The organism is Pseudomonas sp. SORT22, from assembly GCF_018417635.1.
GTDB lineage: Bacteria > Pseudomonadota > Gammaproteobacteria > Pseudomonadales > Pseudomonadaceae > Aquipseudomonas.
Genome location: NZ_CP071007.1, coordinates 4966636 through 4989067, shown reverse-complemented (window position 1 = coordinate 4989067; position 22432 = coordinate 4966636). Strand labels below are relative to the sequence as shown.

Genomic DNA, 22432 nt, shown 5'->3' with positions numbered 1-22432 from the left:
CTACTGTAGGAGCGGGCTTGCCCCGCGATGCGGTGTAACGGTTAGATCGCTATCGCGGGGCAAGCCCGCTCCTACAGGCCAAAAAAAAGCACCCCGAAGGGTGCTTTTTTTGTGCTCGATCGTACTTAGCGTTTGATCGAAGCAGGCAGGTGCGGCTGGATGGCAGTCAGAACGGCCTTGAAGCACTTGGTGTTACCGGCAACGATGTGACCCTTCTCGAGGAAGTCGTGGCCACCGGTGAAGTCGCTCACCAGGCCGCCCGCTTCCTGGATCAGCAGGGCGCCTGCAGCCATGTCCCATTCCGACAGGCCCGATTCCCAGAAGGCATCGAAACGACCGGCGGCAACGTAGGCCAGGTCCAGGCTGGCAGCACCGGCGCGGCGGATGCCGGCGGTCTGGCCAACCAGGGCGCGGAACATGCCCAGGTAGTTGTCCAGGTCAGCCATCTGGTTGTCGCGGAACGGGAAGCCGGTACCCAGCAGGGCACCTTCCAGGCTGGTGCGAGGGCTGACGCGCAGGCGGCGGCCGTTCAGCTGGGCGCCACGGCCACGGCTGGCGGTGAATTCTTCCTGGCGGACAGGGTCCAGCACCACGGCGTGCTCAAGGCGGCCACGGTATTTGCAGGCAATGCTGACAGCAAAGTGCGGAACGCCACGCAGGAAGTTGGTGGTGCCATCCAGTGGGTCGATGATCCACAGGTAGTCTTTGCCTTCTTCGCCGCTACCGGCATGCAGGCCGGTCTCTTCGCCGTAGATGGAGTGGTTCGGGTAGGCCTTGCGCAGGGCATCGATGATTTTCTGCTCTGCGGCGCGATCGACTTCGGAGACGTAATCCTTGGCGTCTTTTTCATCAACCTTGATGCTATCCAGGCGCTCGATGGAGCGGAAAATCAATTCACTGGCGCTGCGGGCGGCGCGCAGCGCGATATTCAGCATGGGCTGCATGGACGTTTCACCTGGGTCGTTAAAGAAAGCCGAACATTCTAGCAGAAAACTTTGCGCGAAGAAGGGTGACATTTGCTTTCGTAGCGTAAAGTCGGTCGCTTCTGTAAGATTTGCTCCCCCTTCGCAACGTCTGTGAGCGCTCGCCTTGCTGCAAAATATTCGTGTTGTTCTGGTCAATACCAGCCACCCCGGCAATATCGGCGGCGCTGCGCGTGCCATGAAAAACATGGGCTTGTCGCGCTTGGTGCTGGTCGATCCGCAGCATTTTCCCTCGCCCGAGGCGGATGCCCGTGCGTCGGGTGCCGATGATGTGCTGGGCGGCGCACAAGTGGTCGCCACCCTTGAAGAGGCGCTGGTCGGCTGCAACCTGGTGTTCGGTACCAGTGCCCGCGAGCGCCGCATCCCCTGGCCGCTGGTCGACCCGCGCGAGTGCGCCAGCAAGGTCATCGAGCATGCCGTTCAGGGCGAAGAGATTGCCCTGGTGTTTGGCCGTGAGCACGCCGGCCTGACCAACGAAGAACTGCAGCGTTGCCATTTCCATGTGCACATCCCCTCGAACCCGGACTTCAGTTCGCTGAACCTCGGCGCCGCAGTGCAGGTGCTGGCCTATGAGGTGCGCATGGCCTGGCTGGCGCAGGAAGGGCAGGCGTCGCCGGTGGAAGTAGTCGACAGCAGCGAGCTGGCGACCATGGATGAAATGGAACTGTTCTACCAGCACCTGGAAAAGACCCTGGTCGATATCGGCTTTCTCGACCCGCTCAAGCCCAGGCACCTGATGCCGCGCCTGCGTCGCCTGTACGGGCGCAGCTCGGTGGATCGTTCGGAAATGAGTATTTTGCGCGGCATTCTCACCGAAACCCAGAAAGCGGCCCGTGGCGAGCCGCATAAGCGCAAGGATCAATAGATGTTCGAGCGTCTGCGTGAAGATATCCAGAGCGTTTTCCACCGCGACCCGGCGGCGCGCAATGCCTTTGAAGTGCTGACCTGCTACCCCGGCATGCACGCGATCTGGCTGCATCGCGCGGCGCACGCCTTGTGGCGGCGGGACTGGAAGTGGCTGGCGCGGCTGGTGTCGAACTTCGGCCGCTGGCTGACCGGGATCGAGATTCACCCTGGTGCCAAGGTGGGGCGGCGCTTCTTCATTGACCACGGCATGGGCATCGTCATCGGCGAAACCGCCGAGATCGGCGACGACGTCACTCTGTACCAGGGCGTGACCCTGGGCGGTACCACCTGGAACAAGGGCAAGCGTCACCCGACCCTGGAAGACGGCGTGGTCGTTGGTGCCGGGGCCAAGGTGCTGGGGCCGTTCACCGTCGGCGCCGGAGCCAAGATCGGTTCCAACGCGGTGGTCACCAAGGCGGTACCGGCCGGCGCGACTGCGGTGGGTATCCCCGGGCGGATCATCGTCAAGACCGATGCCGAGGTCGAGGCCCGGCGCAAGGCCATGGCCGAGAAGATCGGCTTCGATGCCTATGGCGTCAGCGAAGACATGCCCGACCCGGTGGCCCGCGCCATTGGTCAGTTGCTTGACCACCTGCAGGCGGTCGACGGGCGCCTGGAAGACATGTGCGGCGCGCTTAAGAATCTTGGCAGCGACTACTGCGCCAAGGAGCTGCCGGCACTGCGTGAAGAGGACTTCGCCGAGATCAAGGATGAGGCCCGCAGCGACGCGTCGACGCATTGACAGAAGGGGCGTGCGCAAGCGCCCCTTAGTTTGCTATCATTCCGCCGCCCTCTTGCGGTAAACCCGACTAAAGCACTAGGTCTTATAGTTGACTTAAATGCTCGGGAATAGCATACTCGCTCCCATCCCGTAACCCCGTGGTACCTACTAGCCATGCGACTGACTACAAAAGGCCGATACGCCGTGACCGCCATGCTCGACCTGGCGTTGCACGCGCAGAATGGGCCGGTGTCTCTGGCCGACATTTCCGAGCGCCAAGGCATTTCCCTCTCTTATCTGGAGCAGCTGTTTGCAAAGCTGCGCCGCAGCAGCCTGGTTTCCAGTGTGCGCGGCCCTGGCGGCGGCTACCAGCTGTCGCGAAGCATGGAGAGCATTCAGGTCGCCCAGGTCATCGATGCGGTCAACGAATCGGTCGATGCCACGCGCTGCCAGGGGCTGGGTGATTGCCACGCCGGCGACACCTGCCTGACCCACCACCTGTGGTGCGACCTCAGCCAGCAGATTCACGAATTCCTCAGCGGCATCAGCCTGGCTGACCTTGTCACTCGCCGTGAGGTACAAGAAGTCGCCCAGCGCCAGGATCTGCGTCGTATCGCAGGCCGGGCACCGCAGCTGGACAAGATTGAGACGTCCGCCGTCGAATGACCGTTTCGACGCGCGGCGCGACCGCCTGATAGGAGATATTCAATGAAGTTGCCGATCTACCTCGATTACTCCGCGACCACCCCGGTCGATCCACGCGTTGCCCAGAAGATGAGCGACTGCCTGCTGGTCGACGGGAACTTCGGTAACCCGGCGTCGCGCTCCCACGTCTTTGGCTGGAAAGCCGAAGAAGCGGTCGAGAACGCCCGTCGCCAGGTCGCCGACCTGGTCAATGCCGACCCGCGTGAAATTGTCTGGACCAGCGGTGCCACCGAGTCCGACAACCTGGCAATCAAGGGCGTCGCGCACTTCTACAGCACCAAGGGCAAGCACCTGATCACCTCCAAGATCGAGCACAAGGCTGTCCTGGACAGCACTCGTCAGCTGGAGCGTGAAGGCTTTGAAGTGACCTACATCGAGCCAGGCGCCGATGGCCTGATCACCCCGGCCATGGTTGAAGCTGCCCTGCGTGAAGACACCATTCTGGTGTCGATCATGCACGTGAACAACGAAATCGGCACCATCAACGACATCGCCGCCATTGGCGAGCTGACCCGCGCCCGCGGCGTCATGTTCCACGTCGATGCCGCGCAGTCCACCGGCAAGGTCGAGATCGACCTGCAAAAGCTCAAGGTCGACCTGATGTCGTTCTCGGCGCACAAGACCTATGGCCCTAAAGGCATTGGCGCGCTGTACGTCAGCCGCAAGCCTCGCGTGCGCCTGGAAGCCACCATGCACGGCGGCGGTCACGAGCGCGGCATGCGTTCGGGCACCCTGGCCACCCACCAGATCGTCGGCATGGGCGAAGCCTTCGCCATCGCCAAAGAGCTGATGGCCAGCGAGAACCTGCGCATCAAGGCCCTGAGCGACCGCTTCTACAAGCAGGTTGAAGGCCTCGAAGAGCTGTACATCAACGGCAGCATGACCGCGCGCATTCCGCACAACCTGAACCTGAGCTTCAACTACGTCGAAGGCGAGTCGCTGATCATGGCGCTCAAGGACCTGGCCGTTTCGTCCGGCTCGGCCTGTACTTCGGCTTCGCTCGAGCCGTCCTACGTGCTGCGTGCCCTGGGCCGCAACGACGAACTGGCACACAGCTCGATCCGCTTTACCTTCGGTCGCTTCACCACCGAAGAAGAAATCGACTACGCCGCGCAGAAGGTTTGCGAGGCCGTAACCAAGCTGCGCGAATTGTCGCCGCTGTGGGATATGTACAAAGACGGCGTCGACATCTCCAAGATCGAGTGGGCTGCGCACTAAGTAGTCGCCGACAAGAGCGGCTCTCTGATGAGGAAGGAATTGCACCATGGCATACAGTGAAAAGGTCATCGACCACTACGAAAACCCGCGTAACGTCGGCAAGATGAATGCCGAGGACCCGGATGTCGGCACCGGCATGGTCGGCGCTCCGGCGTGCGGCGACGTCATGCGCCTGCAGATCAAGGTCAACGAGCAGGGCGTTATCGAAGACGCCAAGTTCAAGACCTACGGCTGCGGTTCGGCCATCGCTTCCAGCTCCCTCGCTACCGAGTGGATGAAGGGCAAGACCCTGGACGAAGCGGAAACCATCAAGAACACCCAGCTGGCCGAAGAACTGGCGCTGCCGCCGGTTAAAATCCACTGCTCGGTACTCGCCGAGGACGCCATCAAGGCGGCCGTGCGCGATTACAAGCAGAAGAAAGGTTTGCTCTAAGGTCGCCTGTTGCAGGTAAGGAGTCTCGATGGCTATCAGCATGACAGAAGCCGCCGCCAAACATGTGCGGCGCTCCCTCGACGGACGCGGCAAGGGTGAAGGTATTCGCCTTGGCGTGCGCACCACTGGCTGCTCGGGCCTGGCCTATGTGCTGGAGTTCGTCGATGAAGTAACCTCCGATGACCAGGTCTTCGAAAGCCATGGCGAAAAGGTCATCATCGATCCGAAAAGCCTGACGTACCTCGACGGTACCGAGCTGGATTTCGTCAAGGAAGGGTTGAACGAAGGCTTCAAGTTCAACAACCCCAACGTGCGCGGTGAGTGTGGCTGCGGCGAAAGCTTCAACGTCTGAGGCTGCGCGTGGGTACTCCTTGTCATTTCGCCCTGTTTGACCTGCAACCTGGCTTCCGTCTGGACCTCGACAAGCTGGCTGTTCGCTATCGCGAGCTGGCCCGCGAGGTCCATCCGGATCGCTTCGCCGATGCCTCCGAACGTGAACAGCGCATTGCGCTGGAGCGTTCGGCTGCGCTGAACGAGGCCTACCAGACTCTCAAGAGCGCGCCCCGGCGTGCCCGCTACCTGTTGGCGATCGGCGGCCATGAAGTGCCGCAGGAAGTCACCGTCCATGATCCCGAGTTCCTGCTGCAGCAGATGCAGCTGCGTGAAGAGCTCGAAGACCTCCAGGACAGTGCCGACCTCGATGGCGTGGCCGTCTTCAAGCGTCGCTTGAAAGCCGCCCAGGAAGCACTCAACGAGGACTTCGCCGCCTGCTGGGATGATCCTGCGCAGCGTGAACAGGCCGAGCGCCTGATGCGCCGCATGCAGTTTCTCGACAAGCTCGCCTACGAAGTGCGCCAGCTGGAAGAGCGCCTCGACGATTAACCCGGCGCTGCTTCTGGCGGCGCCCCTGGTATTCAGATAAGCATGGCCCTACTGCAGATCGCCGAACCCGGTCAGAGCCCCCAGCCGCACCAGCGTCGCCTGGCGGTGGGTATTGACCTTGGTACCACCAATTCCCTGGTTGCTGCCCTGCGCAGCGGCCGCAGCGAGCCCCTGCCCGATGCCCAAGGCCGGGTGATCCTGCCGTCCGCAGTGCGCTATCACGCTGACCACATCGATGTCGGCCAGAGCGCCCGCGACGCCGCCTCCAGCGACCCGCTCAACACCGTGCTGTCGGTCAAGCGCCTGATGGGCCGTGGCCTGGCAGACGTCAAGCAATTGGGTGAGCAACTGCCGTACCGCTTTGTCGGTGGCGAGTCGCACATGCCGTTCATCGACACCGTCCAGGGCCCGAAAAGCCCGGTGGAAGTCTCGGCCGACATCCTCAAGGTGCTGCGCCAGCGCGCCGAAGAGACCCTCGGCGGCGAACTGGTTGGCGCGGTGATCACCGTGCCGGCGTATTTCGACGACGCCCAGCGCCAGGCCACCAAGGACGCCGCGCGTCTGGCCGGCCTGAACGTGTTGCGCCTGCTCAACGAGCCGACCGCGGCGGCCGTGGCCTATGGCCTGGACCAGAATGCCGAAGGCCTGGTGGCCATCTATGACCTGGGTGGCGGTACCTTCGATATCTCGATCCTGCGCCTGACCGGCGGTGTCTTTGAAGTGCTGGCCACCGGTGGCGACAGCGCCCTGGGCGGCGACGACTTCGACCACGCCATCGCCAGCTGGATTGTCGAGCAGGCCGGCCTGTCCTCGGACCTCGATCCGGGTGCCCAGCGCCAGCTGCTGCAGACCGCCTGCGCAGCCAAAGAGGCCCTGACCAATGCTGATGTGGTCACGGTCGCCTATGGCAACTGGCAGGCCGAGCTGACCCGCAGTGCCTTCGATGCCCTGATCGAGCCCATGGTCGCCCGCAGCCTCAAGGCCTGCCGCCGCGCCGTGCGTGACAGCGGCGTCGAGCTCGAAGAAGTTGCTGCAGTGGTCATGGTCGGTGGTTCGACCCGCGTGCCGCGTGTGCGCGAGGCCGTCGGCACATTGTTTGGGCGTACCCCGCTGACCGAAATCGACCCGGACCAGGTAGTCGCCATCGGCGCCGCCATCCAGGCCGATACCCTGGCTGGCAACCGCCGTGATGGTGGCGAATTGCTGCTGCTGGACGTGATTCCGTTGTCCCTGGGTCTGGAAACCATGGGTGGGCTGATGGAGAAGGTGATTCCGCGCAACACCACCATCCCGGTTGCCCGCGCCCAGGAGTTCACCACCTACAAAGATGGCCAGTCGGCCATGATGATTCATGTGCTGCAGGGCGAGCGCGAACTGATCAGTGACTGCCGCTCCCTGGCGCGCTTCGAACTGCGTGGCATCCCGGCGATGGTTGCCGGTGCGGCGAAGATCCGCGTGACCTTCCAGGTCGATGCCGACGGCCTGCTCAGCGTTTCGGCGCGCGAGCTGGGCTCGGGCGTCGAATCGAGCATCCAGGTCAAGCCGTCCTACGGCCTGACCGACGGCGAAATCGCCCGTATGCTCAAGGACTCCTTCGAGCATGCCGGTTTCGACAAGGTGGCGCGCCAGCTGCGCGAGCACCAGGTCGACGCCGAGCGCCTGCTCGAAGCGGTACAGGGCGCCCTGGACGCCGATGGCGAACGCCTGCTGGACGCCGAAGAGCGCCTGGCAATCGAGCAACAGATGCAAGACTTGCGTGATTTGATCAACGGCACCGATGGCGCGGCCATCGAGCAACAGACCAAGCGTCTGTCGCAGGTGACCGATGCCTTTGCCGCCCGTCGCCTTGATTCGACGGTAAAAGCCGCTTTGGCCGGGCGCAACCTGAATGAGATCGAGGAATAACTGATGCCGCAGGTGATTTTTCTGCCCCACGAGAGATTCTGCCCGGATGGCATGGTCGTGGAGGCCGAGACCGGGAAATCCATTCTCGAGGTGGCCCATGACAACCACATTGAGATCGAAAGCGCTTGTGGTGGCGTCTGCGCCTGTACCACGTGCCACTGCGTCATTCGCGAAGGTTTCAATTCGCTCAATGAGGCTGACGAGCTGGAAGAGGACTTCCTGGATCGCGCATGGGGCCTTGAGCCTACGTCGCGCCTGACCTGTCAGGCCGTGGTCGGTACCGAGGATGTAACTGTCGAGATTCCGAAATACTCGCTCAACCACGCTGCCGAAGCGCCGCATTGATCCTGGAGCCGACATGAGCCTGAAATGGGTTGATGTACTTGAAATTGCAATCCAGCTTGCCGAAAGCAAGCCGGAAGTTGATCCTCGTTATGTGAACTTCGTCGATCTGCACCGTTGGGTGCTGGCATTGCCGGAATTCAGTGACGATCCGACCCGTGGCGGCGAGAAGGTTCTCGAAGCCATCCAGGCGGCCTGGATCGAAGAAGCCGACTGAGCGCGCTCGGCAGGTTAGGCAATCCCCCGGAACCCGCGTATAATTCGCGGGTTTAATTTTTCGCTTCACTCAACGTTTCTGGAGTTTCACCATGGCTGTTCAACGTACTTTCTCGATCATCAAGCCTGACGCCGTTGCTAAAAACGTGATCGGCGAGATCACCACCCGTTTCGAAAAAGCCGGCCTGCGCGTCGTTGCCTCGAAACTCAAGCAACTGTCCAAAGCCGAAGCCGAAGGCTTCTACGCTGAGCACAAAGAGCGCGGCTTCTTCGGCGACCTGGTTGCCTTCATGATCTCCGGTCCTGTTGTTGTCCAGGTTCTGGAAGGCGAAAACGCCATCGCTCTGAACCGTGAGCTGATGGGCGCTACCAACCCTAAAGAAGCTGCTGCCGGCACCATCCGTGCTGACTTCGCCGAGTCCATCGACGCCAACGCCGTTCACGGTTCGGACTCCGAAGCCGCCGCTGCTCGCGAAATCTCGTACTTCTTCGCAGCTACCGAGGTAACCACTCGCTAAGCGAAAGCTTACGGGTGAGGGTGAATCCATGACGACATCGACTGGCAAAACTAACCTGTTGGGACTTACCCAGCCGGAAATGGAAAAATTCTTCGACTCTATCGGGGAGAAGCGTTTCCGTGCCGGTCAGGTAATGAAATGGATTCACCACTTTGGCGTCGATGATTTCGACGCCATGACGAATGTCGGCAAGGCCTTGCGCGAAAAGCTCAAGGCTGTTGCCGAGATTTGCGGTCCGGAAGTGGTCAGCGAGGACATCTCCAGCGACGGCACCCGTAAATGGGTGGTGCGCGTGGCGTCCGGCAGCTGCGTCGAGACCGTGTACATCCCCCAGGGCAAGCGTGGCACCCTGTGTGTCTCGTCCCAGGCCGGTTGCGCCCTGGACTGCAGTTTCTGCTCCACCGGCAAGCAAGGATTCAACAGCAACCTCACCGCCGCCGAAGTGATCGGCCAGGTGTGGATTGCCAACAAGTCGTTCGGCAGCGTGCCGGCCACCATCGACCGTGCCATCACCAACGTGGTGATGATGGGCATGGGTGAGCCACTGCTGAACTTCGACAACGTGGTCGCCGCCATGCACCTGATGATGGACGACCTCGGCTACGGCATTTCCAAGCGCCGGGTGACCCTGTCCACTTCCGGCGTGGTACCGATGATCGAAGAGCTGGCCAAGCACATCGACGTCTCCCTGGCCCTCTCGCTGCACGCGCCGAACGATGCCCTGCGCAACGAGCTGGTACCGCTCAACAAGAAGTACCCGCTCAAGGTCCTGCTCGAAGCCTGCATGAACTACATGTCGCAGCTGGGCGAAAAGCGCGTGCTGACCATTGAGTACACCCTGCTCAAGGACGTCAACGACAAGCTCGAACACGCCGTGGAAATGGCCGAGTTGCTCAAGAACGTGCCGTGCAAGATCAACCTGATTCCGTTCAACCCGTTCCCGCATTCCGGTTACGAGCGGCCGAGCAACAACGCCATCCGTCGTTTCCAGGACCACCTGCATCACGCCGGCTACAACGTTACCGTGCGCACCACCCGTGGTGAAGACATCGACGCGGCGTGCGGCCAGCTGGTCGGCCAGGTGATGGACCGCACCCGCCGCAGCGAGCGCTATATCGCCGTACGTCAGTTGAATGCCGACGGTGACGTGCAAGAAAGCGCTGCGCGCAACTGAAGAGAGGACCTCCATGACCCTGCGCTTCGCGCTGTCGATCCTGGCGCTCGCCCTGCTTGCAGGTTGCGTGTCCGGCGGGAGTTCGGACGCGCTGGGCAGTCGTGAAGGTCGCGAGCAGGCACGCCAAGCCTATGTGCAGTTGGGCCTGGGTTATTTGCAACAAGGTTTGACCGAGCAGGCCAAGGCGCCGCTGAAAAAAGCCCTCGACCTCGATAGCCAGGATGCCGCAGCCCATGCGGCCCTGGCTTTGGTGTTTCAGGCCGAAGACGAGCCGGAACTGGCCGAGGCGCACTTTCGCAAGGCCCTGGCCCGGCGCCCGGACGACACCCGAATTCGCAACAATTACGGCAGTTTCCTTTATGCTCGTGGGCAATACGCCCAGGCGCAGCAGATGTTTGCCCAAGCGGCGGCCGATACCCTGTATCCTGAACGCTCCCGGGTGTTCGAGAACCTTGGCCTGACCGCGCTCAGGCTGGGGCAGCGCGCCGAAGCGCAGGAATACCTGGTAAAAGCTTTGCGACTCAACCAGCAGCAGCCGCGCGCGTTGCTGGAAATGGCTGAGTTGTCTTACGAAGACAGGCATTATGTGCCGGCCCGTGACTACTACGATCGTTTCAGCCAGCTGAGCGACCACAGTGCCCGCAGCCTGCTGCTGGGCAGCCGCCTGGCCAGCGTCTTCGAAGAACGGAACAAGGCCAGCGAACTGGGCCTGCAATTACAACGACTTTATCCCGGTACGCCGGAATATCAGCAATACCTGTCGGAGCAATGATGAAAGCGGCGCATCCCGAAGCAGCAGCAGCGACTCGCGAAAATCCCGGTGAAATCCTGCGTCAGGCCCGCGAGAGCAGGGACTGGTCCCAGGCCGAAGTGGCCCGCAAGCTCAACCTCACCGTGAGTTCCCTGAACAATCTAGAAGCCGGCGCCTTCGACAAGCTGCCGGGGCATACCTTTGCCCGTGGCTACATACGCGCCTATGCCAAGCTGCTGGACATGGACCAGGCTGCCCTGGTGCAGGCTTTCGACCAGTGCACCGGCACCCACGCCCAGGGCAGCGACGTTCACGCCCTTGGCCGCATCGAAGAGCCGGTGCGCCTGTCCCACAACATCCTGCGTATCGTCAGCCTGGTGCTGCTGGTGGTGGTGATCGGTGGTGGCTTCTTCTGGTGGCAGGACCAGACCAGCCTGCGTGGCAAGGACCTGGCCAACATGGCCCTGGAGCACGTCGAAGTCGAGAGCGCCGACGGCACCACCCAGATTCACCCGCTGGACGAGCCTGAAGACCAGGCTGTGAGCGCTGGCCAGCAACCGCAAAGCACTGCCTTGAGCCTTGAGCAGGCCCCGACAGAACCGGCTGGCGCTGCACCTGTCGAACAAGCACCGGCCAGCCCTGCTGCCACGCCTGCTGCGCCTGCCGCCAGCACCGCGACCACGCCGGTTGTACCGGCTCCAGCGCCAGCCCCGGTGGCGCCCGTGGTCAACAGTGCAGTGGTTGCCGCAGCGCCAGCAGCACCTGCTGTCGCCGCTCCAGCCCCGGCCGGTAGCGGCCAGCTGCACATGCAATTCAACGCCGATTGCTGGACCTCGGTCACCGACGGCAACGGCAAGCTGCTGTTCAGCGCCATCAAGCGCAAGGGCGACAGCCTGGACCTGACCGGCAAGCCGCCGTTTTCGGTACGCCTGGGCTTTGCCCGCGGCGTGCAGGTCAGCTACAACGGCCAGCCTGTCGACGTTGCGCCGTTCACCAGTGGCGAGACCGCTCGCCTGAAGTTGGGACAATAAGTCATGCACGGCGAATCTCCGATCAAACGTCGCGAATCCCGGAAAATCTGGGTAGGTAATGTGCCTGTTGGCGGCGATGCTCCCATCGCGGTCCAGAGCATGACCAACACCGACACCAATGACGTGGCCGCGACCGTGGCGCAGATCAACCGCCTGATCGATGCCGGCGTCGACATCGTGCGCGTCTCGGTACCGGACATGGACGCTGCCGAGGCCTTCGGCAAGATCAAGCAGCAGGTCAGCGTACCGCTGGTTGCCGACATCCATTTCGACTATCGCATCGCCTTGCGCGTGGCCGAACTGGGCGTTGACTGCCTGCGCATCAACCCGGGCAACATCGGTCGCGAAGACCGCGTTCGGGCGGTGGTCGATGCCGCCCGCGATCGCGGTATTCCGATCCGTATCGGCGTCAACGCCGGTTCCCTGGAAAAAGACCTGCAGAAAAAGTACGGCGAGCCGACCCCGGCGGCGCTGGTCGAGTCCGCCATGCGTCATGTCGAGCACCTCGACCGCCTGGATTTCCAGGACTTCAAGGTCAGCGTTAAAGCCTCTGACGTGTTCATGGCCGTCGAAGCCTACCGCCTGCTGGCCAAGCAGATCATCCAGCCGCTGCACCTGGGTATCACCGAAGCCGGCGGCCTGCGCTCGGGCACGGTGAAATCCGCGGTGGGCCTCGGTATGCTGCTTGCCGACGGGATTGGCGATACTATTCGCATTTCGCTGGCCGCCGACCCGGTCGAAGAGGTCAAGGTCGGCTACGACATCCTCAAGTCCCTGCACCTGCGTTCGCGTGGCATCAACTTCATCGCCTGCCCGAGCTGCTCGCGGCAGAACTTCGATGTGGTCAAGACCATGAACGAGCTGGAAGGGCGCCTGGAAGACCTGCTGGTACCGCTGGACGTCGCCGTGATCGGTTGCGTGGTCAATGGCCCGGGCGAGGCCAAGGAAGCCCACGTGGGGCTCACCGGTGGCACGCCGAACCTGATCTACATCGACGGCAAGCCTGCGCAGAAGCTGACCAATGACAACCTGGTCGATGAGCTGGAAAAGCTCATCCGCCAGAAAGCGGCTGAAAAAGCCGAGGCCGACGCGGCGCTGATCGCCCGTGGCTGACTGACACAGAATTGTTAAGGGATTTTCCGTGAGCAAATCGCTGCAAGCCATTCGTGGCATGAACGACATCCTGCCCGAGCAGACGCCGCTGTGGCGTTATTTCGAGAACACCGTGGCCGGCCTGCTGGATACCTATGGCTATCGCCAGATCCGCACGCCGATCGTCGAGTTCACCGAGCTGTTCAAGCGCTCGATCGGCGAAGTCACCGACATCGTCGAAAAAGAGATGTACACCTTCGACGATCGTAACGGCGACTCCCTGACCTTGCGCCCGGAAGGCACCGCCGCCTGCGTGCGCGCCGTGCTCGAGCACGGCATCACCGGCAGCGGCCAGGTGCAGAAACTCTGGTACATCGGCCAGATGTTCCGTCACGAGCGCCCGCAGAAAGGCCGTTATCGCCAGTTCAACCAGATTGGCGTTGAAGTCTTCAACCTCGACGGCCCGGATATCGACGCCGAGCTGATCATGCTCACCTGGCGCCTCTGGGGCCAGTTGGGCATTCGCGACGCGGTCAAGCTCGAACTCAACAGCCTGGGTACCAGCGAAGCCCGGGCCCGCTACCGTGACGCGCTGGTCGAGTTCCTCTCGGCGCGCCTGGAGCACCTGGACGAAGACAGTCAGCGCCGCCTGAAAAGCAACCCGCTGCGCATCCTCGACAGCAAGGACGCCAATACCCAGGCGGTGCTGGTCGATGCGCCGAAGCTCGAAGACTACCTGGACGAAGAGTCCCGCGTGCACTTCGAGGGCCTCAAGGCACGCCTGGATGCCGCCGGCATTCCGTTCGTGATCAACACCAAACTGGTGCGCGGCCTGGACTACTACAGCAAGACCGTTTTCGAATGGGTCACCGACAAGCTCGGCTCCCAGGGCACCGTATGTGCCGGTGGTCGCTACGACGGCCTGGTCGAGCAGATGGGCGGCAAGCCGACCCCGGGCGTTGGTTTCGCCATGGGTATCGAGCGCCTGATCCTGCTGCTGGAAACCCTCGAGCAGGTACCCGAGTCGATCAAGCGTCAGGTCGACGTCTACCTGTGCGCCTTCGGCGAGCAGGCCGAGCTTGCCGGCCTGGCCCTTAGCGAGCGCCTGCGTGACCGTCTGCCGAACCTGCGCCTGCAGGTCAACGCCGGTGCTGGCAGCTTCAAGAGCCAGTTCAAGAAGGCCGACAAGAGCAACGCGCTGTTCGCCTTGATCCTGGGGGACGACGAGCTGGCGCAACAAGTGGTAGGTTTCAAACCCCTGCGCGGTCAGGGCGAACAACAAAACATTGCCTGGGATGCTCTGGCAGAGCACCTGGAAGCCTCGCTCGCGCAGGCGTGAGGCGAGTCAACAGCCGATTTGGTGAAAAGGAGTATTGGGGTGTCGAGTACCGATGATGAACAACTGGTCGCGATGAAGGACTGGTGGGACCGCAATGGCAAGCCGCTGGTAACCGGTGGCCTGCTGGCGCTGGTCGTGGTGTTCGGCTGGCAAGCCTGGCAGAAATACCAGACCAACCAGTCGCAAGGCGCCTCGAACCTTTACCAGGCCCTGCTGGAGACTACCCTGACGCCAAGCGGCGAGCCCGACGCGGCCAAGGTTGCCGAGCTGTCCGGCAAACTCAAGAACGAATTCGGCGGCTCGGCCTATGCCCAGTACGCCAGCCTGTTCGTCGCCAAGGTAGCCGTCGAGAGCGGCAAGCTCGATGACGCCGCGGCCGAGCTCAAGCTGGTGATGGACAAGCCGGCCGACGCGACCCTGGGTGAGATCGCCCGTCAGCGCCTGGCCCGTGTGCTGGCCGCGCAGAAAAAGGTCGACGAAGCGCTGAAGCTGCTCGAAGGCGATGCCGACAAGGCGTTCCTGGCCAGCCGCGAAGAGCTCAAGGGCGACCTGCTGGTGCAACTGGGCCGCGCTGGCGACGCCCATGCCGCTTACGAAAAAGCCAAGGCTGCGCTGTCTGACGACGCCGCGATCGGTGGCCTGCAACTCAAGCTCGACGACCTGGCCAAAGGGGATGCGTGACGTGATCGGTTGGAAACATGCAGCAGTGCTGACCCTGGCCCTTCTGGCCGTGGGTTGCAGCAGCAACAGCAAAAAGGAATTGCCACCGGCCGAACTCACCAAGTTCACCGAAGAAGTGGTCCTGAAGAAGCAGTGGAGCCGTTCGATCGGTGACGGTCAGGGCGAAACCTTCAACATGCTGGTGCCGGCGATCGAAAACGACCGCATCTACGCCGCCGATGTTACCGGCGTGGTGATGGCGCTGGATCGCAGCAACGGCGACGTGGCCTGGAAGAAGGACCTCGAACTGCCAGTGTCCGGTGCCGTTGGCGTCGGTTACGGCATGGTCATGCTCGGCACCCTCAAGGGCGAAGTGATTGCCCTGGATGCCAGCACCGGTGAGGAACGCTGGCGCTCGCGCGTTACCAGTGAAGTGCTGGCGCCACCAGCGACCAACGGTGACGTGGTGGTAGTACAGACCCAGGACGACCGCGTCATTGGCCTGGACGCCAGCACCGGCGACCGTCGCTGGATCTACGAAAGCACTCCGGCGGTACTGACCCTGCGCGGTACTGGCGCACCAATCGTGACCAACCGTCTGGCCGTTGCTGGCCTTTCGACCGGTAAAGTGGTTGCCCTCGACACCCAGAACGGCGCGCCGGTCTGGGAGCAGCGTGTGGCCATCCCGCAAGGTCGCTCGGAGCTTGACCGGGTTGTGGATATCGACGGCGGCCTGCTGCTGTCCGGCGGTACCCTGTACGTTTCCAGCTACCAGGGCCGCGTTGCCGGCCTGGACCTGGAGAGCGGCCGGTTGCTGTGGCAGCGTGATGCTTCCAGCTACACCGGTGTGGCCCAGGGCTTCGGTAACGTCTACGTGAGCCTGGCTTCGGGCACTGTGGAAGGCATCGACGAGCGCTCGTCCAGCGCCCTGTGGAGCAACGATTCGCTGGCACGCCGCCAGCTGTCGGCGCCGGAAGTGTTCTCCAGCTACGTAGCGGTGGGTGACCTGGAAGGCTACCTGCACCTGCTCAGCCAGGTCGATGGTCGTTTCGTCGGTCGTGAGCGTATCGACAGCGATGGCCTGCGCGCCCGTCCGCTGGTGGTGGGTGACACCATCTATGTGTACGGCAACAGCGGCAAGCTCGAGGCGCTGACCATCCGCTGAGGCTATGCTTGAGGCCATGCCGGCCTCGGGCTGCGGCACTTCGGGTGCCGCTCGAACTCCGGCCGCTGCAGTGCAGCGGCCTTTGTATTTTTCGAATTTATGAAGTGGAGAGCCGAATGGTTCCCGTAATCGCCCTGGTGGGCCGACCGAACGTCGGTAAATCCACCATGTTCAACCGCCTGACCAGGACCCGCGACGCTATCGTCGGCGACCTGTCCGGGCTGACCCGAGACCGCCAGTACGGTGAAGCGTGCTGGCAAGGCCGTTCGTACATCCTGGTCGACACCGGTGGTATTTCCGGTGACGAGGAAGGCATGGACGAGAAAATGGCCGAGCAGTCGCTGCTGGCCATTGAAGAAGCCGATGTGGTCTTGTTCCTGGTCGATGCCCGCGCCGGTCTGACCGCCGCCGACCAGATGATTTCCGAGCACCTGCGCAAGCGCAACAAACGCTCGTTCCTGGTTGCCAACAAGATCGACAACATCGATCCGCTGGCCGCCATCGCCGAATTTTCGCCACTGGGCATGGGTAACGCCATTGGTGTTGCCGGCGCCCAGGGCCGTGGCGTCAACAACCTGCTGGAAGCGGTGCTGAGCGACTTCCCGCGGGACAAGGACGAGGAAGAGATCGACACCGACGTCGCTGAAGGCGAGGAAGCGGTGCGTATCCCTGGCCCGAGCGAAAAAGACGGGATCAAGATCGCCATCATCGGCCGGCCTAACGTCGGCAAGTCGACCCTGGTCAACCGCATGCTCGGTGAAGAACGGGTCATCGTCTATGACCAGCCCGGCACCACCCGCGACAGTATCTACATTCCCTTCGAGCGTAACGAAGAGAAATACACCCTGATCGACACCGCCGGGGTGCGCAAGCGCGGCAAGATCCACGAAGAAGTCGAGAAGTTCTCCGTGGTCAAGACCCTGCAGGCGATCAAGGACGCCAACGTGGTGATCTTCGTCATGGACGCCCGCGAAGGCGTGGTCGACCATGACCTGAACCTGCTGGGCTTTGCCCTGGAAGCCGGTCGCGCCATCGTTATCGCCCTGAACAAGTGGGACGGCATGCAGCCGAGCGAGCGCGACTACGTGAAGACCGAGCTGGAACGCCGGCTGTTCTTCGTCGACTTCGCCGACATCCACTTCATCTCGGCGCTGCACGGCACTGGCGTGGGTAACCTGTACCAGTCGGTGCAGAACTCGTTCAAGTCGGCGGTGACCCGCTGGCCGACCAGCCGCCTGACCCAGATCCTCGAAGATGCGGTCAGCGAGCACCAGCCGCCGATGGTCAACAGCCGCCGGATCAAGCTGCGCTATGCCCACCTCGGTGGCGCCAACCCGCCGATCATCGTGATCCACGGCAACCAGGTCGAGAAGGTACCCAAGTCCTACTCGCGCTACCTGGAAAACACCTACCGCCGCGTGCTCAAGCTGGTCGGTACGCCGATCCGCATCGAGTACAAGGGCAGTGACAACCCGTACGAAGGCAACAAGAACACGCTGACCGACCGCCAGGTCAACAAGAAGCGTCGCTTGATGTCGCACCACAAGAAAGCCGAGAAGAAGCGTAAAGACAAGCGCTAGAAGCATCGCGGGGCAAGCCCGCTCCTACGGGAGCGGGTTTGACCGGCGATTGGCCTGCGACCGTAACAACCTTTTTCCTGACTGATCAATCCGCTATGCTCGGTCCCAGACCGCGCCGCCTCGAGCCGGATAGTGCTGCAGGAAAGAGGGCTCCATGATCAGTAGCAAGTTGCCGAACGTCGGCACTACCATCTTTACCACCATGTCCCAGCTCGCCGCGCAAACCGGCGCCTTGAACCTGTCCCAGGGTTTCCCCGATTTCAACGGCCCGCAAGCATTGCTCGATGCGGTCGGCCGGCATGTCAGTGCCGGGCACAACCAGTACAGCCCCATGACCGGCTTGCCGGCCTTGCGCCAGCAGGTGGCGAACAAGATCGCCCGCAGCTATGGCGTCAGCGTCGATGCCGAGCATGAAGTGACCATCACCCCGGGTGCCACCGAAGCGATCTTCTGCGCCATCCATGCAGTGATCCGCGCAGGCGACGAGGTCATCGTCTTCGATCCCAGTTACGACAGCTATGAGCCCTCGGTAGAGCTGGCCGGCGGGCGTTGCGTGCATGTGCAACTGAGCGATGGCGAGTTTGCCATCGACTGGCAGAAGCTCACCGACGCCCTCAGCCCGCGTACGCGGATGATCATCCTCAACTCGCCGCACAATCCTAGCGGCGCCTTGATCAGCCGAGATGATCTGGACAAGCTGGCGCTGTTGATCGCCGACCGCGATATCTACCTGATCAGCGACGAAGTCTACGAGCACCTGGTGTTCGACGGTGTACAGCACGCCAGCGTATTGGCCCACGAGGCGCTGTATCAGCGTGCATTCGTGGTCAGCTCGTTCGGCAAGACCTACCACGTCACTGGCTGGAAAACCGGTTATGTGGTGGCGCCAGCAGCACTCAGCACCGAGCTGCGCAAGGTCCACCAGTACGTCAACTTCTGCGGCGTGACCCCGCTGCAATGGGCGCTGGCCGATTTCATGGCCGCGCACCCCGAGCATGTCGAAGAGCTGCCGGCCTTTTACCAGGCCAAGCGCGACCTGTTCTGCGAATTGCTCACGCCTTCGCGATTTCAGTTCAAGCCCACCCCGGGTACGTACTTCCAGTTGGTGGATTATTCGCACATTCGCCCGGATTTGAACGACGTCGAGATGTCGCTGTGGCTGACCCGCGAGCATGGCGTGGCGACCATTCCGGTGTCGGTGTTCTACCAGCAACCCATCCCCGCGCAGCGCCTGGTGCGCCTGTGCTTTGCCAAACGCGAGGAGACGCTGCGTCAGGCAGCGGAAAAACTATGCGCGATCTGAGTAGCCTGCCCAACCTGAACATTGCGTTGGTGCAGACCAGCCTGGCCTGGCACGACCGCCTGGCCAACTACGAGCATTTCGAAGGCCTGCTGGAACAGGCTCGTGGCGCCGACCTGATCATCCTCCCGGAGATGTTCACCACTGGTTTTTCCATGGACTCCGAAAGCCTCGCCGAGCCCGAGAACGGCCCGACCTACAAGTGGCTCAAGAGCCAGGCCAAGAAGCTTGATGCAGTGGTTACCGGCAGCGTGATCATCCAGGCTGCCGACGGCAGCCACCGCAACCGCTTGCTGTGGGCGCGGCCCGATGGCGAGATCCTGTACTACGACAAGCGCCACCTGTTTCGCATGGCCGGCGAGCACAAGCACTACACCCCGGGCGAACGCCAGGTGCAGTTCGAGCTCAAGGGCTGGCGGGTACGGCCGCTGATCTGCTACGACCTGCGCTTCCCGGTGTGGAGCCGCGATGCCCAGGACACTGACCTGCTGCTGTACACCGCCAACTGGCCGGCCGCCCGCCGCCAGCACTGGAACCGCTTGTTGCCGGCGCGGGGCATCGAGAACCTGTGTTATGTCGCCGCGGTGAACCGCGTGGGCACCGACGGCAAGGGCTTTGCCTATACCGGCGACAGCCAGGTGCTGGATTTTCAGGGCGAGAGCCTGCTCAGTGCAGGCGAGGCGGACGGGGTGTTTACCGTGGTGCTCAGTGCGGCAGACCTGGCGGCCTATCGCACGCGGTTCCCGGCCAACCTGGATGCCGATACCTTCGAGCTGCATTGACCCTCATCGCAGGTCAAACCGCTCCCACACCAAACCTGTAGGAGCGGGCTTGACCCGCGATGAGGCCCTCAAGGCTTAGTACACATCCCGCCGATACCGCCCCAGCTCGATCAACCGCTCAACCTCGACAGCCCCGAGCACCTCGTTAAGTACCTCATCAACGCCACTGGCCATGCCCTGCAAACTGCCGCAGATATAGATCGATGCACCCTGGTCGAGCCAGCGTCGCAGTTCTGTCGCCTGCTCGCGCAAGCGGTCCTGCACGTAGACCTTGTGGCTCTGATCGCGGGAAAAGGCCAGCTCCAGCCGGGCCAGATCGCCGCTGCGCTGCCAGCCTTGCAGTTCATCCCCACAGAGGAAGTCATAGGCCTGGTTGCGTTCACCGAACAGCAGCCAGTTGCTGCGCTCGCCGGCCACAATGCGGCCCTTGAGCAGGCTGCGCAGCCCGGCTAGCCCGGTTCCGTTGCCGATCAGGATCATCGGCGTGGCCGGCGCCGGCAGGTGGAAACCACTGTTGCGGCGCAGGCGCAGGCTGACACTGTTATCCACAGACAGATGCTCGGTCAGCCAGCCTGAACCCAGGCCGAGGCTGCCGTCAGGGTGGCGTTCCTGGCGCACGATCAGCTCCAGCACGCCGTCACTGGCGATCGAGGCAATCGAGTATTCCCGTGCTGCCAGCGGGATCAATGCATCGACCAATGCCTGCGCATGCAGGCCGACCAGGTGCTCACGGCTCTTGGGCAACTGCCGGCTGGCCAGGGCTTGCAACAGACTCTCTTGCAGGCCATCGACCTGCACGGGTGTTTCGCCATCAAGGCCCAGGCCCTTGAGAAACTGCTCAAGACTGTGGGCGCTGTTACGCGGCAGGATCTCCACCAGGTCTCCAGCTTCCCACTGCGCAGGTTGCTCAGGCCTGAGGCCGAGCAGATACACCGCCGAACCCTGACTGCCCGGGTTCATCAGTTCGCGACTGATCAAGGTCCAGTTGGCAAATTCGGGTGCCTGCCAGGCCGCTGGTGGCGTGCTGCCAGTCAGTTGTGCGAGCTGTTGTTGCCAGTGTTGCAGGGCCGCAGGGTCAGCGCTGTCGACTTCAACCGGGGCGAAGGCGCTGGTGGCGCCGCGTTCGCCGAGCCAGGCCTGCAAGCGCCGGGCAAAGCCACAGAAGTGCGGGTACTGGCGGTCGCCCAGGGCCAGCAGGGCATAGTTGAGGTTGCCCAGCGCCCAAGGCTGTCCAAGCACCTTGCGCTCGAAAGCGCGAGCGCTGTCGGGGGCTTCGCCGTCGCCGAAGGTACTGACGACGAACAGCGCTTGCCGAGCCTGGTTGAGGTCCTGTTCGGTCAGCTCAGCCAGGGGGCGGACCTGTACCGCGACGCCGGCAGCCTGCAGTTGCCCGGCGCTTTGCCAAGCCAGTTGCTCGGCGAAGCCGCTCTGGCTGGCAAAGCCCACCAGCCAGCCGTGGTCCTGCCCGTTCGACGGCGCGAAGTTACCTCGCGCGGCACGCACCTGGCGCTTTTTACGGCGGCGATCGAGGTACAACAGCCAGCCGGTGACGAAGAACAGCGGCATGGTCAGACTGGCGATGGTCACCACAATGCGCCCGGTCAGGCCAAAGTAGCTGCCCACGTGCAGGGCGTAGACGCTGGCCAGCAGTTGCGCCTTGAACGACTTGTCGGCATAGCGCTCGTTGCTCTTCACCTGGCCTGTGGCCGGGTCCAGGTTGAGGGTGTTGAGGGCGCGCTCGTGTTCGGCGCCTTCAAGCAGATAAAAGATCATCGCCGGTTGCCCGCCAGCTGGCGGCAGGCGCAGGTTGTAGCTGCTCATACCGGGGCCGGCGGCAGCTTGCAGGCTGGCCCAGACGGCGTCGTAGTCGACCACCAGCGGCTTGGCGTCTTTACCTGCGCCACCACCAGCACGTCCGCCGCGGCCTTCGCCGCGCTTGTGTTGCTGGCCAGCGGCCGGGCTGTCGGCGAGCAGCTTGTTCAGGCCTTCGCGGTACCACTCGTAGCTCCAGAACAGACCGGTGAGGGCAAACAGCAGGTAGAACAGCAGGCACCAGGTACCGGCCACGGCGTGCAGGTCCCAGTTGAAGGCGCGGCCTTTCTTGGCCCAGTCCAGGGTCAGCCAGGTCCGCCAATTCAGCGCCTTGCGCGGCCAGCGCAGATACAGGCCGGACAGGCAGAAGAAAATCAGCATCAAGGTACAGGCGCCGGTGATCTGCCGGCCGGTGTCGCCCATGGCCAGAAAACGGTGCAGTTGCAGCATCAGGTCGAAAAAGCCCTGGCCGGCGACGTCGCCCTGCAGCTTGCCGGTGTAAGGGTCGGCATAGCGCATCAAGCCCCGGCGTTCGCCCGGGGGAGGGGTGAAGAAGACCCGCGCCGCCTTGTCGTTGTCGGCCTGGACCCAGAGCATGGCGACCTTGTCACCCTGTTCGGCCTCGATCCTGCGCACCAGCTCGGGCATTGGCAGCACGCCTTCCTGGCGTACTTCGACGGTGAGCACATCAGGGTTGAACAGCTCCAGCAGCTCATCCTGGAACGACCAGATGGCACCGGTAATGCCCATCAGTGCCAGCACCAGGCCTGCGGTAATACCGAAGAACCAGTGCAGTTGAAACAGGGATTTCTTCACCACATCAATCACCTTGTCGTGTCGCAAATGCGAATGCGACGCACATTATGCCTTGATACACAAAAGCCCCGTTCACCTAAATGAACGGGGCTTGCCAGTCA

General features: G+C 62.6%; 23 protein-coding genes. 21 read left to right on the top strand and 2 right to left on the bottom strand.

Annotation, left to right across the window (positions count from 1 at the left end):
* Positions 1 to 125: 125 nt before the first annotated feature.
* Positions 126 to 944, bottom strand: coding sequence for a type III secretion system regulator SuhB (gene suhB, locus JYG36_RS22860; RefSeq protein WP_010223469.1), 819 nt, complete (start codon positions 942 to 944; stop codon positions 126 to 128).
* A gap of 145 nt (positions 945 to 1089) precedes the next feature.
* Between suhB and trmJ the strand changes: the two genes are divergently transcribed.
* The 21 genes from trmJ (at position 1090) to JYG36_RS22755 (ending at position 19703) form a co-directional block, all read left to right on the top strand.
* Positions 1090 to 1848 carry a tRNA (cytosine(32)/uridine(32)-2'-O)-methyltransferase TrmJ gene (trmJ, locus tag JYG36_RS22855; RefSeq protein WP_093388088.1) on the top strand — a complete coding sequence of 253 codons (759 nt, stop codon included), beginning with the start codon at positions 1090 to 1092 and terminating at the stop codon, positions 1846 to 1848.
* Entirely contained in the window at positions 1849 to 2631 is a 783-nt protein-coding gene (gene cysE, locus JYG36_RS22850; RefSeq protein ID WP_115088644.1) for a serine O-acetyltransferase, read from the top strand.
* 153 nt (positions 2632 to 2784) lie between these two features.
* Positions 2785 to 3276 (top strand): Fe-S cluster assembly transcriptional regulator IscR, encoded by a 492-nt coding sequence (iscR, locus tag JYG36_RS22845; RefSeq protein WP_036993915.1) that lies wholly within the window; start codon positions 2785 to 2787, stop codon positions 3274 to 3276.
* A 42-nt stretch (positions 3277 to 3318) separates the two neighbouring features.
* On the top strand, positions 3319 to 4533 hold the full coding sequence (locus JYG36_RS22840; protein ID WP_045196198.1) for an IscS subfamily cysteine desulfurase: 1215 nt from the start codon (positions 3319 to 3321) through the stop codon (positions 4531 to 4533).
* Positions 4534 to 4579: 46 nt separating this feature from the next.
* Positions 4580 to 4966, top strand: a complete 387-nt coding sequence (gene iscU, locus JYG36_RS22835) for a Fe-S cluster assembly scaffold IscU (RefSeq protein WP_002552476.1) — start codon at positions 4580 to 4582, stop codon at positions 4964 to 4966.
* A 28-nt stretch (positions 4967 to 4994) separates the two neighbouring features.
* Positions 4995 to 5318, top strand: a complete 324-nt coding sequence (gene iscA, locus JYG36_RS22830; RefSeq protein ID WP_045196204.1) for an iron-sulfur cluster assembly protein IscA — start codon at positions 4995 to 4997, stop codon at positions 5316 to 5318.
* Positions 5319 to 5326: 8 nt separating this feature from the next.
* Entirely contained in the window at positions 5327 to 5848 is a 522-nt protein-coding gene (hscB, locus tag JYG36_RS22825; protein ID WP_045196206.1) for a co-chaperone HscB, read from the top strand.
* 42 nt (positions 5849 to 5890) lie between these two features.
* Entirely contained in the window at positions 5891 to 7753 is a 1863-nt protein-coding gene (gene hscA / locus JYG36_RS22820; protein WP_195885705.1) for a Fe-S protein assembly chaperone HscA, read from the top strand.
* Positions 7754 to 7756: 3 nt separating this feature from the next.
* A complete protein-coding gene (gene fdx / locus JYG36_RS22815; protein WP_045196210.1) occupies positions 7757 to 8098 on the top strand; it encodes an ISC system 2Fe-2S type ferredoxin in 342 nt (113 codons plus the stop codon).
* A 13-nt stretch (positions 8099 to 8111) separates the two neighbouring features.
* Positions 8112 to 8312 carry a Fe-S cluster assembly protein IscX gene (gene iscX, locus JYG36_RS22810; protein WP_045196212.1) on the top strand — a complete coding sequence of 67 codons (201 nt, stop codon included), beginning with the start codon at positions 8112 to 8114 and terminating at the stop codon, positions 8310 to 8312.
* Positions 8313 to 8403: 91 nt separating this feature from the next.
* The gene (gene ndk / locus JYG36_RS22805; RefSeq protein ID WP_007964426.1) at positions 8404 to 8829 is read left to right on the top strand and encodes a nucleoside-diphosphate kinase; all 426 of its coding nucleotides are present in this window, start codon (positions 8404 to 8406) and stop codon (positions 8827 to 8829) included.
* A gap of 28 nt (positions 8830 to 8857) precedes the next feature.
* A complete protein-coding gene (gene rlmN, locus JYG36_RS22800) occupies positions 8858 to 10003 on the top strand; it encodes a dual-specificity RNA methyltransferase RlmN (RefSeq protein WP_213602372.1) in 1146 nt (381 codons plus the stop codon).
* Between the two features lie 13 nt (positions 10004 to 10016).
* Positions 10017 to 10775 carry a type IV pilus biogenesis/stability protein PilW gene (gene pilW / locus JYG36_RS22795; RefSeq protein WP_045196217.1) on the top strand — a complete coding sequence of 253 codons (759 nt, stop codon included), beginning with the start codon at positions 10017 to 10019 and terminating at the stop codon, positions 10773 to 10775.
* Positions 10775 to 11785 (top strand): RodZ domain-containing protein, encoded by a 1011-nt coding sequence (locus JYG36_RS22790; protein ID WP_213602370.1) that lies wholly within the window; start codon positions 10775 to 10777, stop codon positions 11783 to 11785. Before pilW ends, JYG36_RS22790 begins: the two co-directional genes overlap by 1 nt.
* A gap of 3 nt (positions 11786 to 11788) precedes the next feature.
* Entirely contained in the window at positions 11789 to 12898 is a 1110-nt protein-coding gene (ispG, locus tag JYG36_RS22785) for a flavodoxin-dependent (E)-4-hydroxy-3-methylbut-2-enyl-diphosphate synthase (RefSeq protein ID WP_038997015.1), read from the top strand.
* 28 nt (positions 12899 to 12926) lie between these two features.
* On the top strand, positions 12927 to 14216 hold the full coding sequence (gene hisS, locus JYG36_RS22780; protein WP_213602368.1) for a histidine--tRNA ligase: 1290 nt from the start codon (positions 12927 to 12929) through the stop codon (positions 14214 to 14216).
* Positions 14217 to 14288: 72 nt separating this feature from the next.
* Positions 14289 to 14897 (top strand): tetratricopeptide repeat protein, encoded by a 609-nt coding sequence (locus JYG36_RS22775; protein WP_176470444.1) that lies wholly within the window; start codon positions 14289 to 14291, stop codon positions 14895 to 14897.
* On the top strand, positions 14890 to 16041 hold the full coding sequence (gene bamB, locus JYG36_RS22770; RefSeq protein WP_045196225.1) for an outer membrane protein assembly factor BamB: 1152 nt from the start codon (positions 14890 to 14892) through the stop codon (positions 16039 to 16041). Before JYG36_RS22775 ends, bamB begins: the two co-directional genes overlap by 8 nt.
* 116 nt (positions 16042 to 16157) lie before the next feature.
* Positions 16158 to 17621, top strand: a complete 1464-nt coding sequence (gene der / locus JYG36_RS22765) for a ribosome biogenesis GTPase Der (RefSeq protein ID WP_213602366.1) — start codon at positions 16158 to 16160, stop codon at positions 17619 to 17621.
* Positions 17622 to 17775: 154 nt separating this feature from the next.
* A complete protein-coding gene (locus JYG36_RS22760; protein WP_093388096.1) occupies positions 17776 to 18924 on the top strand; it encodes a pyridoxal phosphate-dependent aminotransferase in 1149 nt (382 codons plus the stop codon).
* Complete coding sequence (locus tag JYG36_RS22755; protein ID WP_213602364.1) at positions 18912 to 19703, top strand: amidohydrolase; 792 nt, start codon at positions 18912 to 18914, stop codon at positions 19701 to 19703. The genes JYG36_RS22760 and JYG36_RS22755 overlap by 13 nt, the downstream gene beginning before the upstream one ends.
* A 75-nt stretch (positions 19704 to 19778) precedes the next feature.
* Here JYG36_RS22755 and JYG36_RS22750 read toward each other — a convergent pair whose 3' ends face one another.
* Entirely contained in the window at positions 19779 to 22334 is a 2556-nt protein-coding gene (locus tag JYG36_RS22750) for a PepSY domain-containing protein (protein ID WP_213602362.1), read from the bottom strand.
* Positions 22335 to 22432 lie beyond the last annotated feature (98 nt).